Source organism: Pseudomonas sp. 8AS, from assembly GCF_902506505.1.
GTDB lineage: Bacteria > Pseudomonadota > Gammaproteobacteria > Pseudomonadales > Pseudomonadaceae > Aquipseudomonas.
This window is the reverse complement of record NZ_LR733406.1, coordinates 810,636-828,865: the sequence shown is the minus strand read 5'-3', so window position 1 is coordinate 828,865 and position 18,230 is coordinate 810,636. Positions and strand designations below refer to the sequence as shown.

Genomic DNA, 18,230 nt, shown 5'->3' with positions numbered 1-18,230 from the left:
CATTCCTGCGGACTTGCCATGTCGATACGTCCCCTGCTCGTTCCCTGCGCCGCCCTGCTGCTCGCGGCCTGCGCCAGCGCGCCGGAAAAACCCGTGCCGCCGCTCGCCACCAGCGCCGTTGCCGAGGCCAAACCGGCCGCCGCGACCGAGACGCCGCTGCCCAGCCACATGCGCGAGCTGCGCGGCAGCCTGCGCACGCCGCCGGCGGGCAGCGAAGTGGAAATGGCCCTGCTGGTGATCGACGAGCGCGACCGCCCGCAACAGCTGCTCGGCAGCCTGAAACTGAGCGGCAACGGCCAGCTGCTGCCGTTCCGCCTGCCGTTCAACCCGGCGTATTTCCCCGGCGGCGCACGGGTCGAGCTGCGCGCCCGCATCAGCCAGTCCGGGCGCCTGGTCCTGCGCCTGCCGCCGCAGCGCATCAGCCAGGCGCAGAGCCAGAACCTCGGCGAGCTGCCGCTGGTCAGCGCACCATGAAGGCACCGCACGTCCTGCAGGACGCCCTGCACCAGCTGCTCGGCGATGCCCGCCTGGTGGCGCAGACCCTGCCCGGCACCGACCTCAGGCTATGGCTGATCGATGCGGCGAACATGGACCGCTGCTTCAGCCCGGAAGAAACCCGCCTGATCCTCGAAGAGCCGCCCTACTGGTGCTTCTGCTGGGCCAGCGGCCTGGCCCTGGCGCGCTGGCTGGCCGAGCGGCCCGAGTGGGTGCGCGGCAAACGGGTGCTGGATTTCGGTGCCGGCTCCGGCGTGGCCGCCATCGCCGCGGCCAAGGCCGGCGCCCTGGAAGTGGTGGCCTGCGACCTCGACCCGCTGGCCATCGAGTCGTGCCGGGCCAACGCCGAGCTGAACGGCGTCGAGCTGAGCTACTCGACGGACTTCTTCGCCGAGGCCGACCGTTTCGACCTGATCATCGTCGCCGACGTGCTCTACGACCGCGCCAACCTGCCGCTGCTCGACCACTTCCTCAGCCGCGGCCGCGAGGCGCTGGTCGCCGATTCGCGGGTCAAGGACTTCCAGCACCCGCTGTACCGGCGCCTGGGCATGCTCGAAGCCTGCACCTGGCCGGACCTGGCCGAGCCGGCCGAATTCCGCCACGTCAGCCTGTACCACGCCCGGCGCGACTAGCCGGGCGCTTGTATCCAGGCGCATGCGCCCACATCTATAGTTCCAGCACTTATAGTTCCGGCACTTTGCCTTTTCGAGAATCCCCATGAGCGACACCCCCTACATCTTCGACATTTCCGGTGCCGCCAGCTTCGAACAGCTGGTGATCGAGAACTCCTTCCACAAGCCGGTGCTGGTGGACTTCTGGGCCGAGTGGTGCGCGCCGTGCAAGGCGCTGATGCCGCTGCTGGCGAAGATCACCGAGGAGTACCGCGGCGAGCTGCTGCTGGCCAAGGTCAACTGCGACATCGAGCAGGACATAGTCGCCCGCTTCGGCATCCGCAGCCTGCCCACCGTGGTGCTGTTCAAGAACGGCCAGCCGGTCGACGGCTTCGCCGGTGCGCAGCCGGAGTCGGCGATTCGCGAGATGCTCAAACCGCATGTCGCCGAGCCGGCGCCGCAAGCCGCCGACCCCATGGAAACGGCCCAGGCGCTGTTCGCCGAAGGCCGCATCGCCGAGGCCGAGAGCCTGCTCAAGCAGGTGCTCACCGAGAACAACGAGAACGCCGCCGCGCTGATCCTCTATGCCCGCTGCCTGGCCGAGCGCGGCGAGCTGGGCGAAGCCGAGGCGGTGCTGGGCGCGGTGAAGGGCGACGAACACAAGCAGGCCCTGGCCGGTGCCAAGGCGCAGCTGACCTTCCTCCGTCAGGCCGCCGACCTGCCAGACAGCGCCGAGCTGAAGAGCCGCCTGGCCCAGGACGGCAACGACGACGAGGCCACCTACCAGCTGGCCATCCAGCAACTGGCCCGCCAGCAGTACGAGGCGGCGCTGGATGGCCTGCTCAGACTGTTCGTGCGCAACCGCAGCTATGCCGAGGGCATCACCCACAAGACCCTGCTGCAGGTGTTCGACCTGCTCGGCAACGACCACCCGCTGGTGACCCTGTACCGGCGCAAGCTGTACCAGGCCATTTATTGAGATGAGCACGCCATTCCAGTTACTGCTGCGGGTGCGCTACGGCGAGTGCGATGCCCAGCAGGTGGTGTTCAACGCGCGCTATGGCGACTACATCGACGTGGCCGCCACCGAGTTCTACCGCGCCTTGTTTGGCAGCTATCAGTACCTGCTCGACCGTGGCCTGGACAGCCAGGTGGTGCGCATGAGCACCGACTGGAGCTCGCCGGCGCGCTTCGATGACGTGCTGGTCATTCAGGTGCAGACCCTACGCCTGGGCACCACCTCGTACAGCCTGCTGGTGGAGATCATCCAGCAGGCCGAGCAGCGCCTGGTGGCACGCAGCGAAGTCACCTACGTGATGGTCGATGCGCAGACCTTCGCCAAGACCGCCATCCCCGCCGACCTGCGCGCGCAGCTTGAATGCGGCGCGCCGGGCGTGCGGGTCAACCAGGCCGGTTGATCAGCCAATCCAGCGATACAGCGGCGCTTCGGCGCCGCTTTCTATTTGCACCTGCGGGCAATGGCGCAGGCGCACCAGCAGGCGCTTGCCGGCCGCGGCACTGCCGGCCAGGGCGCTCAGTTCGGCCAGCAGCTGCGGCCCCTCCAGGCTGCCGGCGCGCTGCAGCAAGTCCTGCGCGGTCTGCCACAGGCCATCCTGGGCTTTTGCCACAGTTGCCTGCGGTGCAGGTGCCGATGCCATGACGCTGTCGCGGGGCAACAGCGCCGCCAGTTGCGCCCAGTCTTCCCGATCCATTTCCACTGTCAGGTCCACCGGCCACTCGCCGATCCGCCCCTTGATGCGCAACATGCCCCACTCCTCGTTCAACTGCCGGCATGCTGCCACGCCCGCTCCGTGCCGCCAAACCCGCTGGCCAACTCTGCTTAAAACTTGTTATAACATAACCACAACATCTTCTTGCCCGGAGTCCACCATGCGCCACTTTCTGCTCGCCCTGCCCTTCGCCCTGCTGCCGCTGGCAGCTGCAAACGCTCAAAGCCATGAGCATGGCCACGAAGAGCACGCCAGCCTGGACAAGCATGAGCACGGCCTGGCCAGCCTGAATGTGGCGCTGGACGGCAACACCCTGGAGATCCAGCTGGAGAGCCCGGCGATGAATATCGTCGGTTTCGAGCATGCCGCCAGCAGCGCGGCGGACCAGGCCAAGGTCGCCGCCGTACGCCGGCAACTGGAGCAACCGCAGGCCCTGTTCGCCCTGCCCATCGAGGCCCGCTGCGCACTCAAGGAACATGAGTTGCAGGGCGCCCTGTTCGCCGCGCACGCAGACGACGAGCAGGGGGAGAAACCGGGCCACAGCGATATCAGCGCCCACTACCGGTTCGCCTGCGCCACGCCCGCCGCCCTGCAAACCCTGGAGCTGGGCAGCTTCTTCGGCAGCTTCCCCGGCACCGAGAAGCTCGACGTCCAGCTGATCGGCCCCAGCGGCCAGCAGGGCACGACGCTCAGCCCGGGCAATTCGCGCCTGAGCTTCTGATCATCCCGGCTGAACACCACGCACAGGCCACTGGTGCGCACGGCGCACCTACACAGAGCCGTCTACACCTGCCGCGGCAAACTCCCTATGCTGTGCCCTTCGTCCGCCATTGGCCCGACCATGTCCGACCCACTGATCGAACTCACCGACCTCGGTTTCGCCTGGCCCGGCCAGGCCGAGCTGCTGGATATCCCCGCCTTCACCCTGCAACGCGGCGAGAGCCTGTTCCTCAAGGGCCCCAGCGGCAGCGGCAAGACCACCCTGCTCGGCCTGCTCGGCGGCGTGCAGCAGCCCGGTCGCGGCCAGGTGCGCCTGCTCGGCACGGATCTCGGACGCCTGTCGTCCAGCGCCCGCGACCGCTTCCGCGTCGACCACACCGGCTACATCTTCCAGCAGTTCAACCTGCTGCCCTTCCTGTCCGTCAGGGCGAACGTCGAACTGCCCTGCCGCTTCTCGCGCAGCCGGGCCCAGCGCGCCGCCCAGCGCCACGGCAGCATCGACCAGGCCGCCGCCCACCTGCTCGGCCACCTCGGGCTGCCCGCCGCACTGCTCGAACGCCGCGCCGACTCGCTGTCGATCGGCCAGCAGCAGCGCGTCGCCGCCGCCCGCGCGCTGATCGGCCAGCCGGAACTGGTGATCGCCGACGAACCGACCTCGGCGCTCGACGTTGATGCCCGCGAGGCCTTCCTCCGGCTGCTGTTCGCCGAATGCCGCGCGGCCGGCGCCAGCCTGCTGTTCGTCAGCCACGACCAGAGCCTGGCGCCGCTGTTCGACCGCAGCCTGTCACTGGCCGAGCTGAACCGCGCCGCGCGCCCGCAGGAGGCCTGACATGCATTTGATCCGCATCGCCCTGGCCAGCCTGGCCAACCGCCGCTTCACTGCCCTGCTCACGGTGTTCGCCATCGCCCTGTCGGTGTGCCTGCTGCTGGCCGTCGAGCGGGTGCGCAGCGAGGCGCGCGCCAGTTTCGCCAGCACCATCAGCGGTACCGACCTGATCGTCGGCGCCCGTTCCGGCAGCGTGAACCTGCTGCTGTACTCGGTGTTCCGCATCGGCAACGCCACCAACAACATCCGCTGGGACAGCTTCGAGACCCTGGCCAGACACCCGCAGGTGCTGTGGGCGATCCCGCTGTCGCTGGGCGACTCGCACCGCGGCTACCGGGTGATGGGCACCGATGCCGGCTACTTCGCCCATTACCACTACGGCCGCGGGCAGAGCCTGCAGCTGGCCGAGGGCAAGCCGTTCGCCGACCTGTTCGAGGTGGTGCTCGGCGCCGAAGTGGCCGAGGCGCTGGGCTACCGGCTGGGCGACAAGATCGTCCTGGCCCACGGTGTCAGCACCATCAGCCTGACCCAGCACGACGACAAGCCGTTCAGCGTGACCGGCATCCTCGCCCGCACCGGCACCCCGGTGGATCGCACCCTGCATATTTCCCTGGCCGGCATGGAGGCGCTGCATGTCGACTGGCAGAACGGCATGCCGGCGCGCGGCGCCGGCAAGGTCTCGGCCGAACAGGCGCGCCAGCTATTCGGGGCCTGCCCACAAGCGTCGCGAGCGCAGGCGATGCAAGGCGGAAGTGGGCGAGGAAGCGCAGTTTACGAGTCGGTAAATGAGCATTCCGAGCCTGCTTCCAACGCAGCAGCGTCAAGCGCAGCAGCTTGTGGGCAGGGCCTGCAGCCCAAGGCGATCACCGCCGTCTTGCTTGGCCTGAAAAGCAAGATCGCCACCTTCGCCGTGCAGCGCCAGGTCAACGAATACCGCGGCGAGCCGCTGCTGGCGATCCTGCCCGGGGTGGCCCTGCAGGAGCTGTGGAGCCTGATGGGCGTGGCCGAGAAGGCGCTGTTCGTGGTTTCGCTGTTCGTCGTGCTGACCGGGCTGATCGGCATGCTCACCGCCATCCTCACCAGCCTCAACGAGCGCCGCAGGGAGATGGCCATCCTCCGCTCGGTGGGCGCGCGGCCCTGGCATATCGCCAGCCTGCTGGTGCTGGAAGCCCTGGCCCTGGCCCTGGCCGGCGTGCTGCTCGGCCTGGCCCTGCTCTACCTGGGCATCGCCGCCAGCCAGGGCTATGTGCAGGCGCATTACGGCCTGTACCTGCCGCTGAACCTGCCCAGCGGCTATGAGTGGACGCTGCTCGGCGCTATTCTGGCCGCCGCCCTGCTGATGGGCAGCGTGCCGGCCTGGCGCGCCTATCGGCAATCCCTGGCCGATGGCCTGTCGATTCGTTTGTGAGGTGTTGGATGTCGCGTGCCCTGCTCGCCCTGCTGCTGTTCTGCGCCACGCCCCTGTGGGCGGCGGATGCCCGCGAGCTGACCTGGAGCGAACTGGTCCCGGCCGGCGCACCGGTGCAGGGGCAACCGGGTGCCCCGCTGCATGACCTGAGCCAGCTGGCCGACCAGCTCGCCGCCGAAAGCGCCCCGGCCGCCACCCAGCAGTCGCCGGCAGCGCCGGTGATCAAGGCGCTCGACGGCCAGCAGATCAAGCTGCCCGGCTACATAGTGCCGCTGGATGTGACCGAGGAGGGCCGGGTCACCGAATTCCTCTTCGTCCCCTACTTCGGCGCCTGCATCCACGTGCCGCCGCCGCCGTCGAACCAGATCGTCCACGTCACCAGCGAGCTGGGCGTGCTGATGGACGCCCTGTACCAGCCGTTCTGGATCGAGGGCCCGCTCAAGGTCGCGCAGATCAGCAGCGAGCTGGCCGAAGCCGGCTACCAGATGCAGGCCGAGAAGATCTATCCCTACGAAATGTGACGGCCTGCGGGGTGTGCCAGATTGACGCACCCCTAAAGCCCTACAACACTTCCGGCTATTGAGCTGGGTCAACAAGTGCCTCCATCGGGTTGCCTGACAATCCGCTCAGCCAACACAAATTCCCAAAACTGATTGGAGCACACCATGCGCAAGTCCCTGCTGACCGCATCCCTTCTCGCCCTCGCCGTTGCGGCGCCGATGGCCCAGGCCTTCGAGGCGGGTGACATCATCGTTCGCGCCGGTGCTGCCACCGTCGACCCGCAAGAAGACAGCAGCGAGCTGCAAGTCGGCGGCGCCGACGTCGCCGGCACCAAGGCCACCCTGGACAGCGACACCCAGCTGGGTCTGAACTTCGCCTACATGGTCACCAACAACATCGGTATCGAGTTGCTGGCCGCCACCCCGTTCAGCCACGAAGTGGGCGTGAAAGGCGTCGACGCCGCGCTGGGCACTCCTGCCGGCACCATCGATGGCAGCTTCGGCGACATCAAGCACCTGCCGCCGACCCTGAGCGCCGTGTACTACCCGCTGGACAGCAAATCCGCCTTCCAGCCCTATGTCGGCCTGGGCATCAACTACACCATCTTCTTCGACGAAGACCTGAGCAGCCGCCAGGAAAACAACGGCTTCAGCAACCTGGAGCTCGACGACTCGTGGGGCCTGGCCTACCAGGTGGGCATGGACTACATGCTGACCGACAACCTGCTGCTCAACGCCCAGGTGCGCTACATCGACATCGACACCACCGCAACCGTCGACCACAGCGCCCTCGGCGAAGTCGAAGTGGACGTCGACGTCGACCCGTTCGTGTACATGGTCGGCCTGGGCTACAAGTTCTAAACTCAGCCTAGCCGCCCAACAAAAAAGCCGCGCACTGCGCGGCTTTTTTGTGGCTATGTCCCAATCAGGTGTAGCGGCACTGCGCTGTTGTATGGGGGCGGCTTTAGCCGCGAAAGATGAGCCCGCGTCGCGGCTCGACCGCAGATAAATCCGCCTACAGGCTTGGTTGGGGCAGGCGCCCACGCTGGCTACTGCGAAGTCATTGCGGTCGAGACTTGCTCCGAGCGGCCTGTTTATCACGGCTGAATCCGCTCCCGCCAAGGCTCGACGACAGGTACAACCCGTAACGGGGACGGAGTCTTCCTAATTGGCGCGGCAATCAGCCGTGGTACTGCGCCGACAGCTCATGCACCGCCTCGAAGAAGGCCCGGGCGTGTTCCGGGTCGACTTCCGGGGTAATGCCGTGGCCGAGGTTGAACACCTGGCCGCTGCCATGGCCATAGCTGGCCAGGATGCGCGCCACTTCGGCGCGGATCGCCGCCGGGTTGGCGTACAGCACGCTCGGGTCCATGTTGCCCTGCAGGGCCACCTTGCTACCCACGCGCTGGCGGGCGCTGCCAATATCGCAGGTCCAGTCCAGGCCCAGGGCCTCGGCGCCGGTCTCGGCCATGGACTCCAGCCACAGGCCGCCGCCCTTGGTGAACAGGATCACCGGCACGCGACGGCCGTCGTGCTCGCGGATCAGGCCGTCGACGATCTTCTTCATGTAGGCCAGGGAGAACTCCTGATAAGCCGCCGCCGACAGGCTGCCGCCCCAGGAGTCGAAGATCTGCACGGCCTGGGCGCCGGCCTTGATCTGGCCGTTGAGGTAGGCGGTGACCGACAGGGCCAGCTTGTCGAGCAGGGCGTGCATGGCCTGCGGATTGTCGTAGAGCATGGCCTTGGACTTGCGGAAGTCCTTCGACGAGCCACCCTCGACCATGTAGGTGGCCAGGGTCCAGGGGCTGCCGGAGAAGCCGATCAGCGGCACGCGGCCGTTCAGCTCGCTGCGGATGGTGCGCACCGCGTCCATCACGTAGCCCAGATCCTGTTCCGGATCGGGGATCGGCAGAGCCTCGATATCGGCCAGGCTGCTGACCACCTTCTGGAAGCGCGGGCCTTCGCCGGTCTCGAAGTACAGGCCCTGGCCCATGGCGTCGGGGATGGTGAGGATGTCGGAGAACAGGATCGCTGCGTCCAGCTGCGGGTAACGGTCCAGCGGCTGGATGGTGACTTCGCAGGCCAGTTCCGGGTTCTTCATCAGGTTGACGAAGTTGCCCGCCTTGGCCCGGGTGGCACGGTACTCCGGCAGGTAACGACCGGCCTGGCGCATCATCCACACCGGGGTGACGTCGACGGGCTGCTTGAGCAGGGCGCGGAGGAAACGGTCGTTCTTCAGAGCGGACATCGGCAGGGTTCCTGGAAAATTCGGCAGGGAAACTTCACGGTGCAGAGTATGCGGATGCCGGCCAGCGGCGTCCCCCTACTTCGGGCGGGCTCCCGGGTCACAGGGGCCCGCGCACTGCGGCGCAGAAAAAGTGTGGGCATTTTCGCAGAGCGCAAAACAAAAGGCACGGCGAGTGCCGTGCCTTTTGTCTGTCGCGACGATTTGCCGCGACCCGTAGGGTGCGCCGCGCGCACCACAACGTTAGCGACGATCAGACGCCCAGGTAGTCGAGGATGCCTTCGGCGGCGTTGCGGCCTTCGAAGATCGCCGTCACCACCAGGTCGGAACCGCGGACCATGTCGCCACCGGCGAAGATCTTCGGGTTGCTGGTCTGGTGCTTGAACTGGCTCTGCTCCGGCGCCACCACGCGGCCCTGGCTGTCGGTGTCGATCTGGAAGTCGGCAAACCACGGCGCCGGGCTCGGCCGGAAACCGAAGGCGATCAGCACGGCTTCGGCCGGGATGATTTCCTCGGAACCGGGGATCGGCTCGGGGCTGCGACGGCCACGGGCGTCCGGTTCGCCGAGACGGGTCTCGACCACCTTGACGCCTTCCACCTTGTCCTCGCCGACGATGGCGATGGGCTGGCGGTTGAAGAGGAACTTCACGCCCTCTTCCTTGGCGTTCTTCACTTCCTTGCGCGAGCCCGGCATGTTCTCTTCGTCGCGGCGATAGGCGCAGGTCACGGCCTTGGCGCCCTGGCGGATGGAGGTGCGGTTGCAGTCCATCGCCGTGTCGCCGCCACCGAGCACCACCACGCGCTTGCCCTTCATATCGATAAAGTCTTCCGCACTCTTTTCAAAGCCGAGGTTGCGATTGACGTTGGCGATCAGGAAGTCCAGGGCATCGGTGACGCCCGGCAGGTCTTCACCGGGGAAGCCGCCCTTCATGTAGGTGTAGGTGCCCATGCCCATGAACACGGCATCGTACTCGGCCAGCAGCTGGTCGAGGGTGATGTCCTTGCCGATCTCGGTGCTCAGGCGGAACTCCACGCCCATGCCGGTGAAGACTTCGCGGCGGCGGCTGAGCACGCTCTTTTCCAGCTTGAACTCGGGGATGCCGAAGGTCAGCAGGCCGCCGATTTCCGGGTTCTTGTCGAACACCACCGGGGTCACGCCGTTGCGTACCAGCACGTCGGCGCAGCCGAGGCCGGCCGGGCCGGCGCCGATCACGGCGACGCGCTTGCCGGTCGGCTTGACCTTGGACATGTCCGGGCGCCAGCCCATGGCAAATGCCGTGTCGGTGATGTACTTCTCCACCGAACCGATGGTCACCGCGCCGAAGCCGTCGTTGAGGGTGCAGGCGCCCTCGCACAGGCGGTCCTGCGGGCACACGCGGCCGCAGACTTCCGGCAGGGTGTTGGTCTGGTGGCTCAGCTCGGCGGCGGCCAGGATGTTGCCTTCGGACACCAGCTTCAACCAGTTGGGAATGAAGTTGTGCACCGGGCACTTCCACTCGCAATAGGGGTTGCCGCAACCCAGGCAACGGTGTGCCTGCTCGGCGGCCTGGGCCGGCTTGAAGGCTTCGTAGATCTCCACGAATTCCTTCTTGCGCTGGCGCAGGAGCTTCTTTTTCGGATCCTTGCGCCCGACTTCGATGAACTGGAAGTCGTTGTTCAGACGTTCAGTCATTTCAAAACCTCATCAACTACTTCAGGCGCAATTACTGCGGGTTAGCACGGGTGCTGCTGAGCAGCGAGCCCAGGCTTGCCGCTTTCGGTTTGACCAGCCAGAACTTGCGCAGGTAGTCGTCCAGATTCTCCAGCAGGTTGCTGCCCCACTCGCTGCCGGTTTCCGCCACATACTCGGCCAGCACGCCCTGCAGGTGGCTGCGATAGGCTTCCATGGCTTCGTTGTTGATGCGTTGGATTTCCACCAGCTCGTGGTTGACGCGGTCGACAAAGGTGTTGTCCTGGTCGAGCACGTAGGCGAAGCCGCCGGTCATGCCGGAACCGAAGTTGACCCCGGTCTTGCCCAGCACGCAGACGAAGCCGCCGGTCATGTATTCGCAGCAATGGTCGCCGGTGCCTTCCACCACGGCGTGGGCGCCGGAGTTGCGCACGGCGAAACGCTCGCCGGCGGTGCCCACGGCGAACAGCTTGCCGCCGGTGGCGCCGTACAGGCAGGTGTTGCCGATGATCGCCGATTCCTGGGTCTTGAACGGGCTGCCGGCCGGCGGAACGATGACCAGCTTGCCGCCGGTCATGCCCTTGCCGACGTAGTCGTTGGCATCGCCCTGCAGGTACAGGTTCAGGCCGCCGGCGTTCCACACGCCGAAGCTCTGCCCGGCGGTGCCCTTGAAGCGGAAGGTGATCGGCGCGTCCTTCATGCCCTGGTTGCCGTGGGCCTTGGCGATCTCGCCGGAAATCCGCGCGCCGATCGAGCGGTCGCAGTTGCAGATATCCAGCCCGAACTCGCCGCCAGTCTTGCCGGCGATGGCGCCCTTGGCCATCTCGACCATCTTCTCGGCCAGCAGGCCCTGATCGAACGGCGGGTTGCGGTCGACTTCGCAGAACTGCGGCTTGTCGGCCGGCACGTGGTCGCTGCCGAGCAGCGGCGACAGGTCCAGGTGCTGCTGCTTGGCGGTTTCACCCGGCAGCATGTCCAGCAGGTCGGTACGCCCGATCAGCTCGCCCAGGCTGCGCACGCCCAGCTTGGCCAGCCACTCGCGGGTGTCCTCGGCGACGAAGGTGAAATAGTTCACCACCATCTCGACGGTGCCGATGAAGTGGTCCTTGCGCAGCTTGTCGTTCTGGGTTGCGACGCCGGTGGCGCAGTTGTTCAGGTGGCAGATGCGCAGGTACTTGCAGCCCAGGGCGACCATCGGCCCGGTGCCGAAGCCGAAGCTCTCGGCGCCGAGGATGGCGGCCTTGATCACGTCGAGGCCGGTCTTCAGGCCGCCGTCGGTCTGCACCCGCACCTTGCCGCGCAGGTCGTTGCCACGCAGGGTCTGATGGGTTTCGGCCAGGCCGAGTTCCCAGGGGCTGCCGGCGTACTTGATCGAGCTCAGCGGCGAAGCGCCGGTGCCGCCGTCGTAGCCAGAGATGGTGATCAGGTCAGCGTAGGCCTTGGCCACACCGGCGGCGATGGTGCCAACCCCGGCTTCCGCCACCAGCTTGACCGAGACCAGCGCCTGCGGGTTGACCTGCTTGAGGTCGAAAATCAGCTGCGAGAGGTCTTCGATCGAGTAGATGTCGTGGTGCGGCGGCGGCGAGATCAAGGTCACGCCGGGTACCGCATAGCGCAGCTTGGCGATCAGGCCGTTGACCTTGCCGCCGGGCAGCTGGCCGCCTTCACCGGGCTTGGCGCCCTGGGCGACTTTGATCTGCAGCACTTCGGCGTTGACCAGGTATTCCGGGGTCACGCCGAAACGGCCGGTGGCCACCTGCTTGATCTTCGAGCTGCGCACGGTGCCGTAGCGGGCCGGGTCTTCGCCGCCCTCGCCGGAGTTGGAGCGACCACCGATGCGGTTCATCGCCTCGGCGATGGCTTCGTGGGCTTCCGGCGACAGCGCGCCGAGGGAGATCCCGGCGGCGTCGAAGCGCTTGAAGATCGACTGCAGCGGCTCGACCTGATCGAGCGCCAGCGGCTGCTCGGCCAGCTTGACCTGCAGCAGGTCGCGTAGCATCGACACCGGGCGGGTGTCGACCAGCGCCGCGTATTCCTTGTACTTCTCGTAGTTGCCCTGTTGCACGGCGGCCTGCAGGGTGTTGACCACGTCCGGGTTGTAGGCGTGGTACTCGCCGCCGTAGACAAACTTGAGCAGGCCGCCCTGCTGGATGGCCTTGCGGTTGTTCCAGGCCTCGCCCGCCAGCAGTTTCTGCTCGGCCTCGATATCGACGAAGCGCGCACCTTTCAGGCGACTGGCCACGCCACGGAAGCTCAGCTCGACCACCTCGTCGGACAGACCCACCGCTTCGAACAGCTGCGCGCCGCGGTACGAGGCGACGGTGGAGATACCCATCTTCGACAGGATCTTCAGCAGGCCCTTGGAGATGCCCTTGCGGTAGTGCTTGAACACTTCGTCCAGATCGCCCAGCACTTCGCCGGTGCGGATCAGGTCGGCCAGCACTTCGTAGGCCAGGTACGGGTACACTGCGGAGGCGCCGAAGCCGAGCAGCACGGCGAAGTGGTGCGGGTCGCGGGCGGTGGCGGTCTCGACCAGGATGTTGCTGTCGCAACGCAGGCCGGTCTCGGTCAGGCGATGGTGCACGGCACCAACGGCCAGCGAGGCATGGGCCGGCAGCTTGCCCGGGGCAATGTGGCGGTCGGTCAGCACCAGCTGGCTCTTGCCGGCACGCACCGCTTCCTCGGCCTGGTCGGCGATGTTGCGCACCGCCGCTTCCAGGCCGACGCTCTCGTCATAGTTGAGGTCGATGACGTGGCGCTCGAAACCCGGCTCGTCGAGGGCCATCAGCGAGCGCCACTTGGCCGGGGAAATCACCGGCGACGTGAGGATCACGCGGATCGCATGCTCGGGCGACTCCTGGAAGATGTTGCGCTCGGCACCGAGGCAGATCTCCAGGGACATGACAATGGCTTCGCGCAGCGGGTCGATCGGCGGGTTGGTGACCTGGGCGAACTGCTGGCGGAAATAGTCGTAGGTCGAGCGCACGCGTTGCGACAGCACCGCCATCGGCGTGTCGTCACCCATCGAGCCGACCGCTTCCTGGCCCTGCTCGGCGAGCGGACGCAGAACCTGGTCACGCTCCTCGAAGGTGACCTGGAACATCTTCATGTATTGCTTGAGCTGGTCGGCATCGTAGCTGGCCACGCCCTGGTCGTCGGCCAGGGTCGCCTGGATGCGCACGGCATTCTGGCGCAGCCACTGCTTGTAGGGGTGGCGCGACTTCAGACGGTTGTCGATGTCGTCGGTGCTGAGCACCTGGCCGGTCTCGGTATCCACCGCGAGGATCTGCCCCGGGCCGACGCGACCCTTGGCGATCACGTCTTCCGGCTGGTAGTCCCACACGCCGATTTCCGACGCCAGGGTGATGTAGCCGTTCTTGGTGGTGACCCAGCGCGCCGGACGCAGGCCGTTGCGGTCGAGCAGGCAGACGGCATGGCGGCCGTCGGTCAGCACCACGCCGGCCGGGCCGTCCCACGGTTCCATGTGCATGGAGTTGTACTCATAGAACGCGCGCAGGTCGGCATCCATGGTTTCCATGTTCTGCCAGGCCGGCGGGATGATCATGCGCACGCCGCGGAACAGGTCGATACCGCCGGTGACCATCAGCTCCAGCATGTTGTCCATGCTCGAGGAGTCGGAGCCGACGCGATTGACCAGCGGACCGAGCTCTTCCAGATCCGGGATCAGCTCGTTGGCGAACTTGGTGCGCCGGGCCTGGGCCCAGTTGCGGTTGCCGGTGATGGTGTTGATCTCGCCGTTGTGGGCGAGGAAGCGGAACGGCTGCGCCAGCGGCCATTTCGGCAGAGTGTTGGTGGAGAAGCGCTGGTGGAAGACGCAAATGGCGGTCTGCAGGCGCTCGTCACCCAGGTCCGGGTAGAACTGCTGCAGGTCGGCCGGCATCATCAGGCCTTTGTAGATGATGGTCTTGTGCGAAAAGCTGCAGATGTAGTGGTCGGTGTCGGCGGCATTGGCCACCGAGGAGCGACGACGGGCGCTGAACAGCTTGATCGCGAAGTCCTGATCGGACAGACCTTCGCCGCCGACGAACACCTGCTCGATCTGCGGCAGACGCTCCAGGGCCAGGCGGCCGAGTACGCTGGTATCGACCGGCACCTTGCGCCAGCCAACCAGGGTCAGACCGGCAGCGAGGATCTCGCGGTTCATGTTCTCGCGCGCGGCTTCGGCCTTGGCCGGGTCCTGGTTGAAGAACACCATGCCGACGGCGTACTGCTGCGGCAGCTCGACGCCGAAATGCTGCACGGACATGGCGCGCAGGAACAGATCCGGCTTCTGGATCAGCAGACCACAACCGTCACCGGTCTTGCCGTCGGCGTTGATACCGCCGCGGTGGGTCATACAGGTCAGGGCTTCAATGGCAGTCTGCAGCAAGTTATGGCTTGCCTCGCCCTGCATATGGGCGATCAAGCCGAAGCCGCAGTTATCCTTGAACTCATCAGGATGGTACAGACCTGCTTTCATAGGGACTCTCACCAGGCTGCCTTATAGGCAAATTGCTTTCTAATTCATCGACCTACCTGCCACGCGCGCACGGGAAAACCCCGGCATGGCGCAGGCAAAGGGCAGACATTGTACATACGCACCCCCGGCGTCACAAATCTTCGTGACGGAGGGATGAACTCTTATGTCGCGCAGAAGAAAGGCAGTGACCGGTCGTTCGTGCTAGCATCGACCGGTCACCGAATCACTCGCAAATCATCACGCACTAACGGGCCTGCACGGCCTCCTGCTGGATACTGGCAAAACTGCGCGGCCAGGGCTTGCCCGCCTGCACGCTGGCCGGCAGCGACTTGATCGCCGCCTGCGCCGCCGCCCGGCTGGAAAACTTGCCGTAGGTCACCACATACAGCGGCTGGCCCTGGTGCATTTTCTTGAAGTAGCGGTACTCGGCGCCGTTCTTGCTGACAAAGGCCTGCGCACCACCCTCCGAGCGGGTACCGAGAATCTGCAGGGCAAACTGGCTGGCGGGTTGCGCGCCATACCAGCCCGCACTCGCGGAGCCTGCCTTGGCCGCGGCGACGGCAGCCGGCTTGGGCTGAGGCACGACCGGCTTGGCCACCGGCACCGGCTTCGGCGCGGCAGCAGGTGCAGGTGCAGGCGCGACAACCGGCGCAGCAGGCGCAGCGACCGGCAGCATAGGCACCGCTGCCAGCGCAACGGCAGCCGGGGGAACGCTCGGCACGGCAACCGGCGCTACCGGTTGCGCGGGCGGCAGGGCCGCCAGGTTTTCCGCCTCACCACCCTCTTCGCCTTCCGCCATCCCGGAAACCTGCGCCAGCGGCTCGCGAATGACCGGCTGGGCCTCACCCACCAGTGGCAGCGGCAGCGGCTGACTGGAGCCGGCAAACTCGATGGACGCTCCGCCCTCTGGCTTGGCTGCCGGCTCCGCTGCCGTGCCATCCGGCGCAGCCGCTACCGGCGCCACGGCCTCGGGCAGCACCTGCGCCGGCGACTCCTGCGCCAGACGCTCCTGCCGCCCCTGCATGAACCACGCGGCGCCGAGCCCGATCGCCACCACCACCAGGGCCAGCAGGTGCTTGCGCGGCAAGCCCAGCAGGCCCGCCGAACTGCTCGCGGCGTTGCGCTGAGCCAGCATCGCCTCGATCAGCACATCCCGCGCCACCTGGTTGATCCGCCCCGGCCAGCCGCCGGAAGTGAGGTAGATATCGGTCACCTGATCATCCGAGAGCAGCTCGATGCCCTGCCCCGCACCATCCAGGCGCTGAGCCAGGTATTCCCGTGTCTCGTCCTCGCTGTAGGGCTGCAGCTCAATGGCGTGAAAGCGCTCTTCGCCATCGCTCAGGGCCTCGAGCCGCGAGATCAGCGCGGTTTCAGCAAACAGGAACACATGCGGGCGCGCCTCGCCGGAACCCGCCGCCAGAGCGAACAAACCCTCCAGCGTGGCATCGGCCAACTGCTCGGCATCATCCACCAGCAGGTAGACCTCCTGGCCGGTCAGCGCCAGCTGCGCCACCTGCGCGAGAATGCTGCGCACATCGAACTGCTGCATCCCCAGGCCCTGAGCGATCTGGCGGAACAGTCCGGCCAAATCCCCGGCGCCGCGAGCCGACACCACCACGCTTTGCACCGCCTGCTTGTTGGTGCTGGCGACCAGCGCCTGGCGCAGCAGAGTCTTGCCGCTGCCGATCGGCCCACTGACCACCAGCAGCAGCTGACTGTAGCGCGCCAGGTGATGCAGCTGCCCCAGCACCGGCTTGCGCTGTGCCGGAAAAAAGCGGAAGCCCGGCACGCGCGCGGCGAAGGGGTCATGACTGAACTGGTAATGGCCGAGATAGGCCTCATCGGCATGCAAACTGGTCATGGAACTCTCGTTATGATTCAAGTCGAGCCGCCAGGGTGCGGTAATCCGCAGCCAGAGTGGCATCCAGCACTTCGCGCGGGAATTCATCGGTCACCACCGCATCGCCCATCCGGCGCAACAGCACCAGACGCAGGCGACCGTCGAGGACCTTCTTGTCCACCGCCATATGTTCGAGGAAATCATCCGCCGTCATCTCGACGGGCGGCACAACTGGCAGGCCGGCCTTGATCAGCAGGCGCAGACCGCGGTCGCGCTCGGACGCGGAAATCCAACCCAGGCGAGTAGACATCTCGAGCGCCATGGCCGTTCCCGCAGCGACCGCCTCGCCATGCAACCAGACGCCATAGCCCATGTGCGTCTCGATGGCATGCCCGAAGGTATGCCCGAGGTTGAGCGTGGCCCGCACCCCCGACTCGCGCTCATCGGCACCAACCACGCGCGCCTTGGCCGCACAGGAACGCTCGATCGCCTCGACCAAGGCCCGGCCATCCAGGGCTCGCAAGGCCTCGACATGCGCCTCGAGCCAGCCCAGAAAAGCCTCGTCGCAAATCAAGCCGTACTTGATGACCTCGGCCAGCCCGGCGGACAGCTCGCGGGCCGGCAGGGTAGCCAGCACCGAGGTGTCGATCACCACCGCCTTCGGCTGATAGAAGGCACCGACCATGTTCTTGCCCAGCGGATGGTTGATGCCGGTCTTGCCACCCACCGAAGAGTCGACCTGGGACAGCAGCGTGGTCGGCACCTGGATGAAATCGACACCGCGCTGATAGCAGGCCGCCGCAAAGCCGGCCATATCCCCGACCACGCCACCACCCAAGGCGATAACCGTGGTGCGCCGGTCATGACGCGCCTGCAGCAGGCCGTCGAAGATCAGTTGCAAGGTTTGCCAATTCTTGTGGGCTTCGCCATCCGGCAAGATGACCGAGGCCAGCTCACATCCAGCCAGGCTGGTTTCGAGCGCCTTCAGATAAAGTGGCGCCACGGTCTCATTGGTGACAATGGCAACCTGCCGGCCAGCAAGATGCTGCTTGAACAGCTCCGCACGAGCCAACAGCCCCTCACCTATGTAGATGGGATAACTGCGCTCGCCTAGATCGACTGTAAGAGTCTGCATGACGCCCCCTGAAGAAAGGGCAATAGGATAACGCAGTTAGGCCCTGGCTTTAACGGGGAGGGAGCGCATCGAGACGATCAATGATTTCCTGCACCACCATACGTGGCGGGCGCTCATCGGTCTCGATGATTACATCAGCGATCTCTCGGTACAGGGGGTCGCGAATCTGCATAAGACTTGCGAGCACCTTGGCCGGATCGGAATTGCGCAGCAGCGGGCGATTGCGGTCACGCGAGGTGCGATCCAGCTGCTGCTCTACCGATGCATGCAGGTAGATCACCCGCCCACCGGCGCGCAGCGCCTGGCGATTCTCCGGCCGCAGCACCACACCGCCGCCGGTCGCAATCACCACGCCGCTGAGCTCGCACAGTTCCGCGACCATCGACTGCTCGCGCTCACGAAAACCCTGCTCGCCCTCGACATCGAAGATCCAAGGAATGTCAGCGCCGGTGCGCTGCTCAATCTCCTTGTCGGAGTCCTTGAAGTGCAACTTCAACTCTTTTGCCAACAACCGCCCGATGGTGCTCTTACCAGCCCCCATCGGACCTACCAGGATCAAATTCCTCACAAC

16 protein-coding genes are annotated in these 18,230 nt (G+C 66.2%); 9 read left to right on the top strand and 7 right to left on the bottom strand.

Annotated elements, in window-relative coordinates; translation table 11 throughout:
- The first annotated feature begins 18 nt into the window (after positions 1–18).
- From GV001_RS03780 to GV001_RS03765, 4 genes are all read left to right on the top strand, one after another.
- Positions 19–474 carry a YbaY family lipoprotein gene (locus GV001_RS03780; protein ID WP_160078285.1) on the top strand — a complete coding sequence of 152 codons (456 nt, stop codon included), beginning with the start codon at positions 19–21 and terminating at the stop codon, positions 472–474.
- Positions 471–1,127, top strand: coding sequence for a methyltransferase (locus tag GV001_RS03775; protein ID WP_160078283.1), 657 nt, complete (start codon positions 471–473; stop codon positions 1,125–1,127). Before GV001_RS03780 ends, GV001_RS03775 begins: the two co-directional genes overlap by 4 nt.
- Before the next feature lie 85 nt (positions 1,128–1,212).
- Positions 1,213–2,085 carry a thioredoxin gene (gene trxA / locus GV001_RS03770; RefSeq protein WP_160078281.1) on the top strand — a complete coding sequence of 291 codons (873 nt, stop codon included), beginning with the start codon at positions 1,213–1,215 and terminating at the stop codon, positions 2,083–2,085.
- Position 2,086: 1 nt separating this feature from the next.
- On the top strand, positions 2,087–2,524 hold the full coding sequence (locus GV001_RS03765) for a thioesterase family protein (RefSeq protein ID WP_160078279.1): 438 nt from the start codon (positions 2,087–2,089) through the stop codon (positions 2,522–2,524).
- On the opposite strand, the gene GV001_RS03760 is transcribed toward GV001_RS03765, so the two are convergent.
- Positions 2,525–2,872: a hypothetical protein gene (locus tag GV001_RS03760; protein WP_160078277.1), complete on the bottom strand. Its 348-nt coding sequence runs from the start codon at positions 2,870–2,872 to the stop codon at positions 2,525–2,527.
- 124 nt (positions 2,873–2,996) lie between these two features.
- Between GV001_RS03760 and GV001_RS03755 the strand changes: the two genes are divergently transcribed.
- The 5 genes from GV001_RS03755 to GV001_RS03735 all read left to right on the top strand — a co-directional run bounded on the left by GV001_RS03755 (position 2,997) and on the right by GV001_RS03735 (position 7,151).
- Positions 2,997–3,557: a DUF2796 domain-containing protein gene (locus GV001_RS03755; protein ID WP_160078275.1), complete on the top strand. Its 561-nt coding sequence runs from the start codon at positions 2,997–2,999 to the stop codon at positions 3,555–3,557.
- Positions 3,558–3,677: 120 nt separating this feature from the next.
- Positions 3,678–4,385, top strand: coding sequence for an ABC transporter ATP-binding protein (locus tag GV001_RS03750; RefSeq protein WP_160078273.1), 708 nt, complete (start codon positions 3,678–3,680; stop codon positions 4,383–4,385).
- A gap of 1 nt (position 4,386) precedes the next feature.
- Entirely contained in the window at positions 4,387–5,790 is a 1,404-nt protein-coding gene (locus GV001_RS03745; protein ID WP_160078271.1) for an FtsX-like permease family protein, read from the top strand.
- An 8-nt stretch (positions 5,791–5,798) separates the two neighbouring features.
- Entirely contained in the window at positions 5,799–6,311 is a 513-nt protein-coding gene (locus tag GV001_RS03740; protein ID WP_160078269.1) for a DUF3299 domain-containing protein, read from the top strand.
- 144 nt (positions 6,312–6,455) lie between these two features.
- A complete protein-coding gene (locus GV001_RS03735; RefSeq protein ID WP_160078267.1) occupies positions 6,456–7,151 on the top strand; it encodes an OmpW family protein in 696 nt (231 codons plus the stop codon).
- A 319-nt stretch (positions 7,152–7,470) separates the two neighbouring features.
- Here the strand turns inward: GV001_RS03735 and hemE are convergent, their stop codons facing one another.
- The 6 genes from hemE to aroK all read right to left on the bottom strand — a co-directional run bounded on the left by hemE (position 7,471) and on the right by aroK (position 18,227).
- Positions 7,471–8,538: a uroporphyrinogen decarboxylase gene (gene hemE / locus GV001_RS03730; RefSeq protein ID WP_160078265.1), complete on the bottom strand. Its 1,068-nt coding sequence runs from the start codon at positions 8,536–8,538 to the stop codon at positions 7,471–7,473.
- Between the two features lie 250 nt (positions 8,539–8,788).
- Complete coding sequence (locus tag GV001_RS03725) at positions 8,789–10,207, bottom strand: FAD-dependent oxidoreductase (RefSeq protein WP_160078263.1); 1,419 nt, start codon at positions 10,205–10,207, stop codon at positions 8,789–8,791.
- 31 nt (positions 10,208–10,238) lie between these two features.
- Positions 10,239–14,684 carry a glutamate synthase large subunit gene (gene gltB / locus GV001_RS03720; protein ID WP_160078261.1) on the bottom strand — a complete coding sequence of 1,482 codons (4,446 nt, stop codon included), beginning with the start codon at positions 14,682–14,684 and terminating at the stop codon, positions 10,239–10,241.
- A gap of 244 nt (positions 14,685–14,928) precedes the next feature.
- Positions 14,929–16,545 carry an AAA family ATPase gene (locus tag GV001_RS03715; RefSeq protein ID WP_160078259.1) on the bottom strand — a complete coding sequence of 539 codons (1,617 nt, stop codon included), beginning with the start codon at positions 16,543–16,545 and terminating at the stop codon, positions 14,929–14,931.
- Between the two features lie 10 nt (positions 16,546–16,555).
- Complete coding sequence (gene aroB, locus GV001_RS03710; protein WP_160078257.1) at positions 16,556–17,659, bottom strand: 3-dehydroquinate synthase; 1,104 nt, start codon at positions 17,657–17,659, stop codon at positions 16,556–16,558.
- Positions 17,660–17,708: 49 nt separating this feature from the next.
- Positions 17,709–18,227: a shikimate kinase AroK gene (gene aroK, locus GV001_RS03705; RefSeq protein WP_160078255.1), complete on the bottom strand. Its 519-nt coding sequence runs from the start codon at positions 18,225–18,227 to the stop codon at positions 17,709–17,711.
- Positions 18,228–18,230 lie beyond the last annotated feature (3 nt).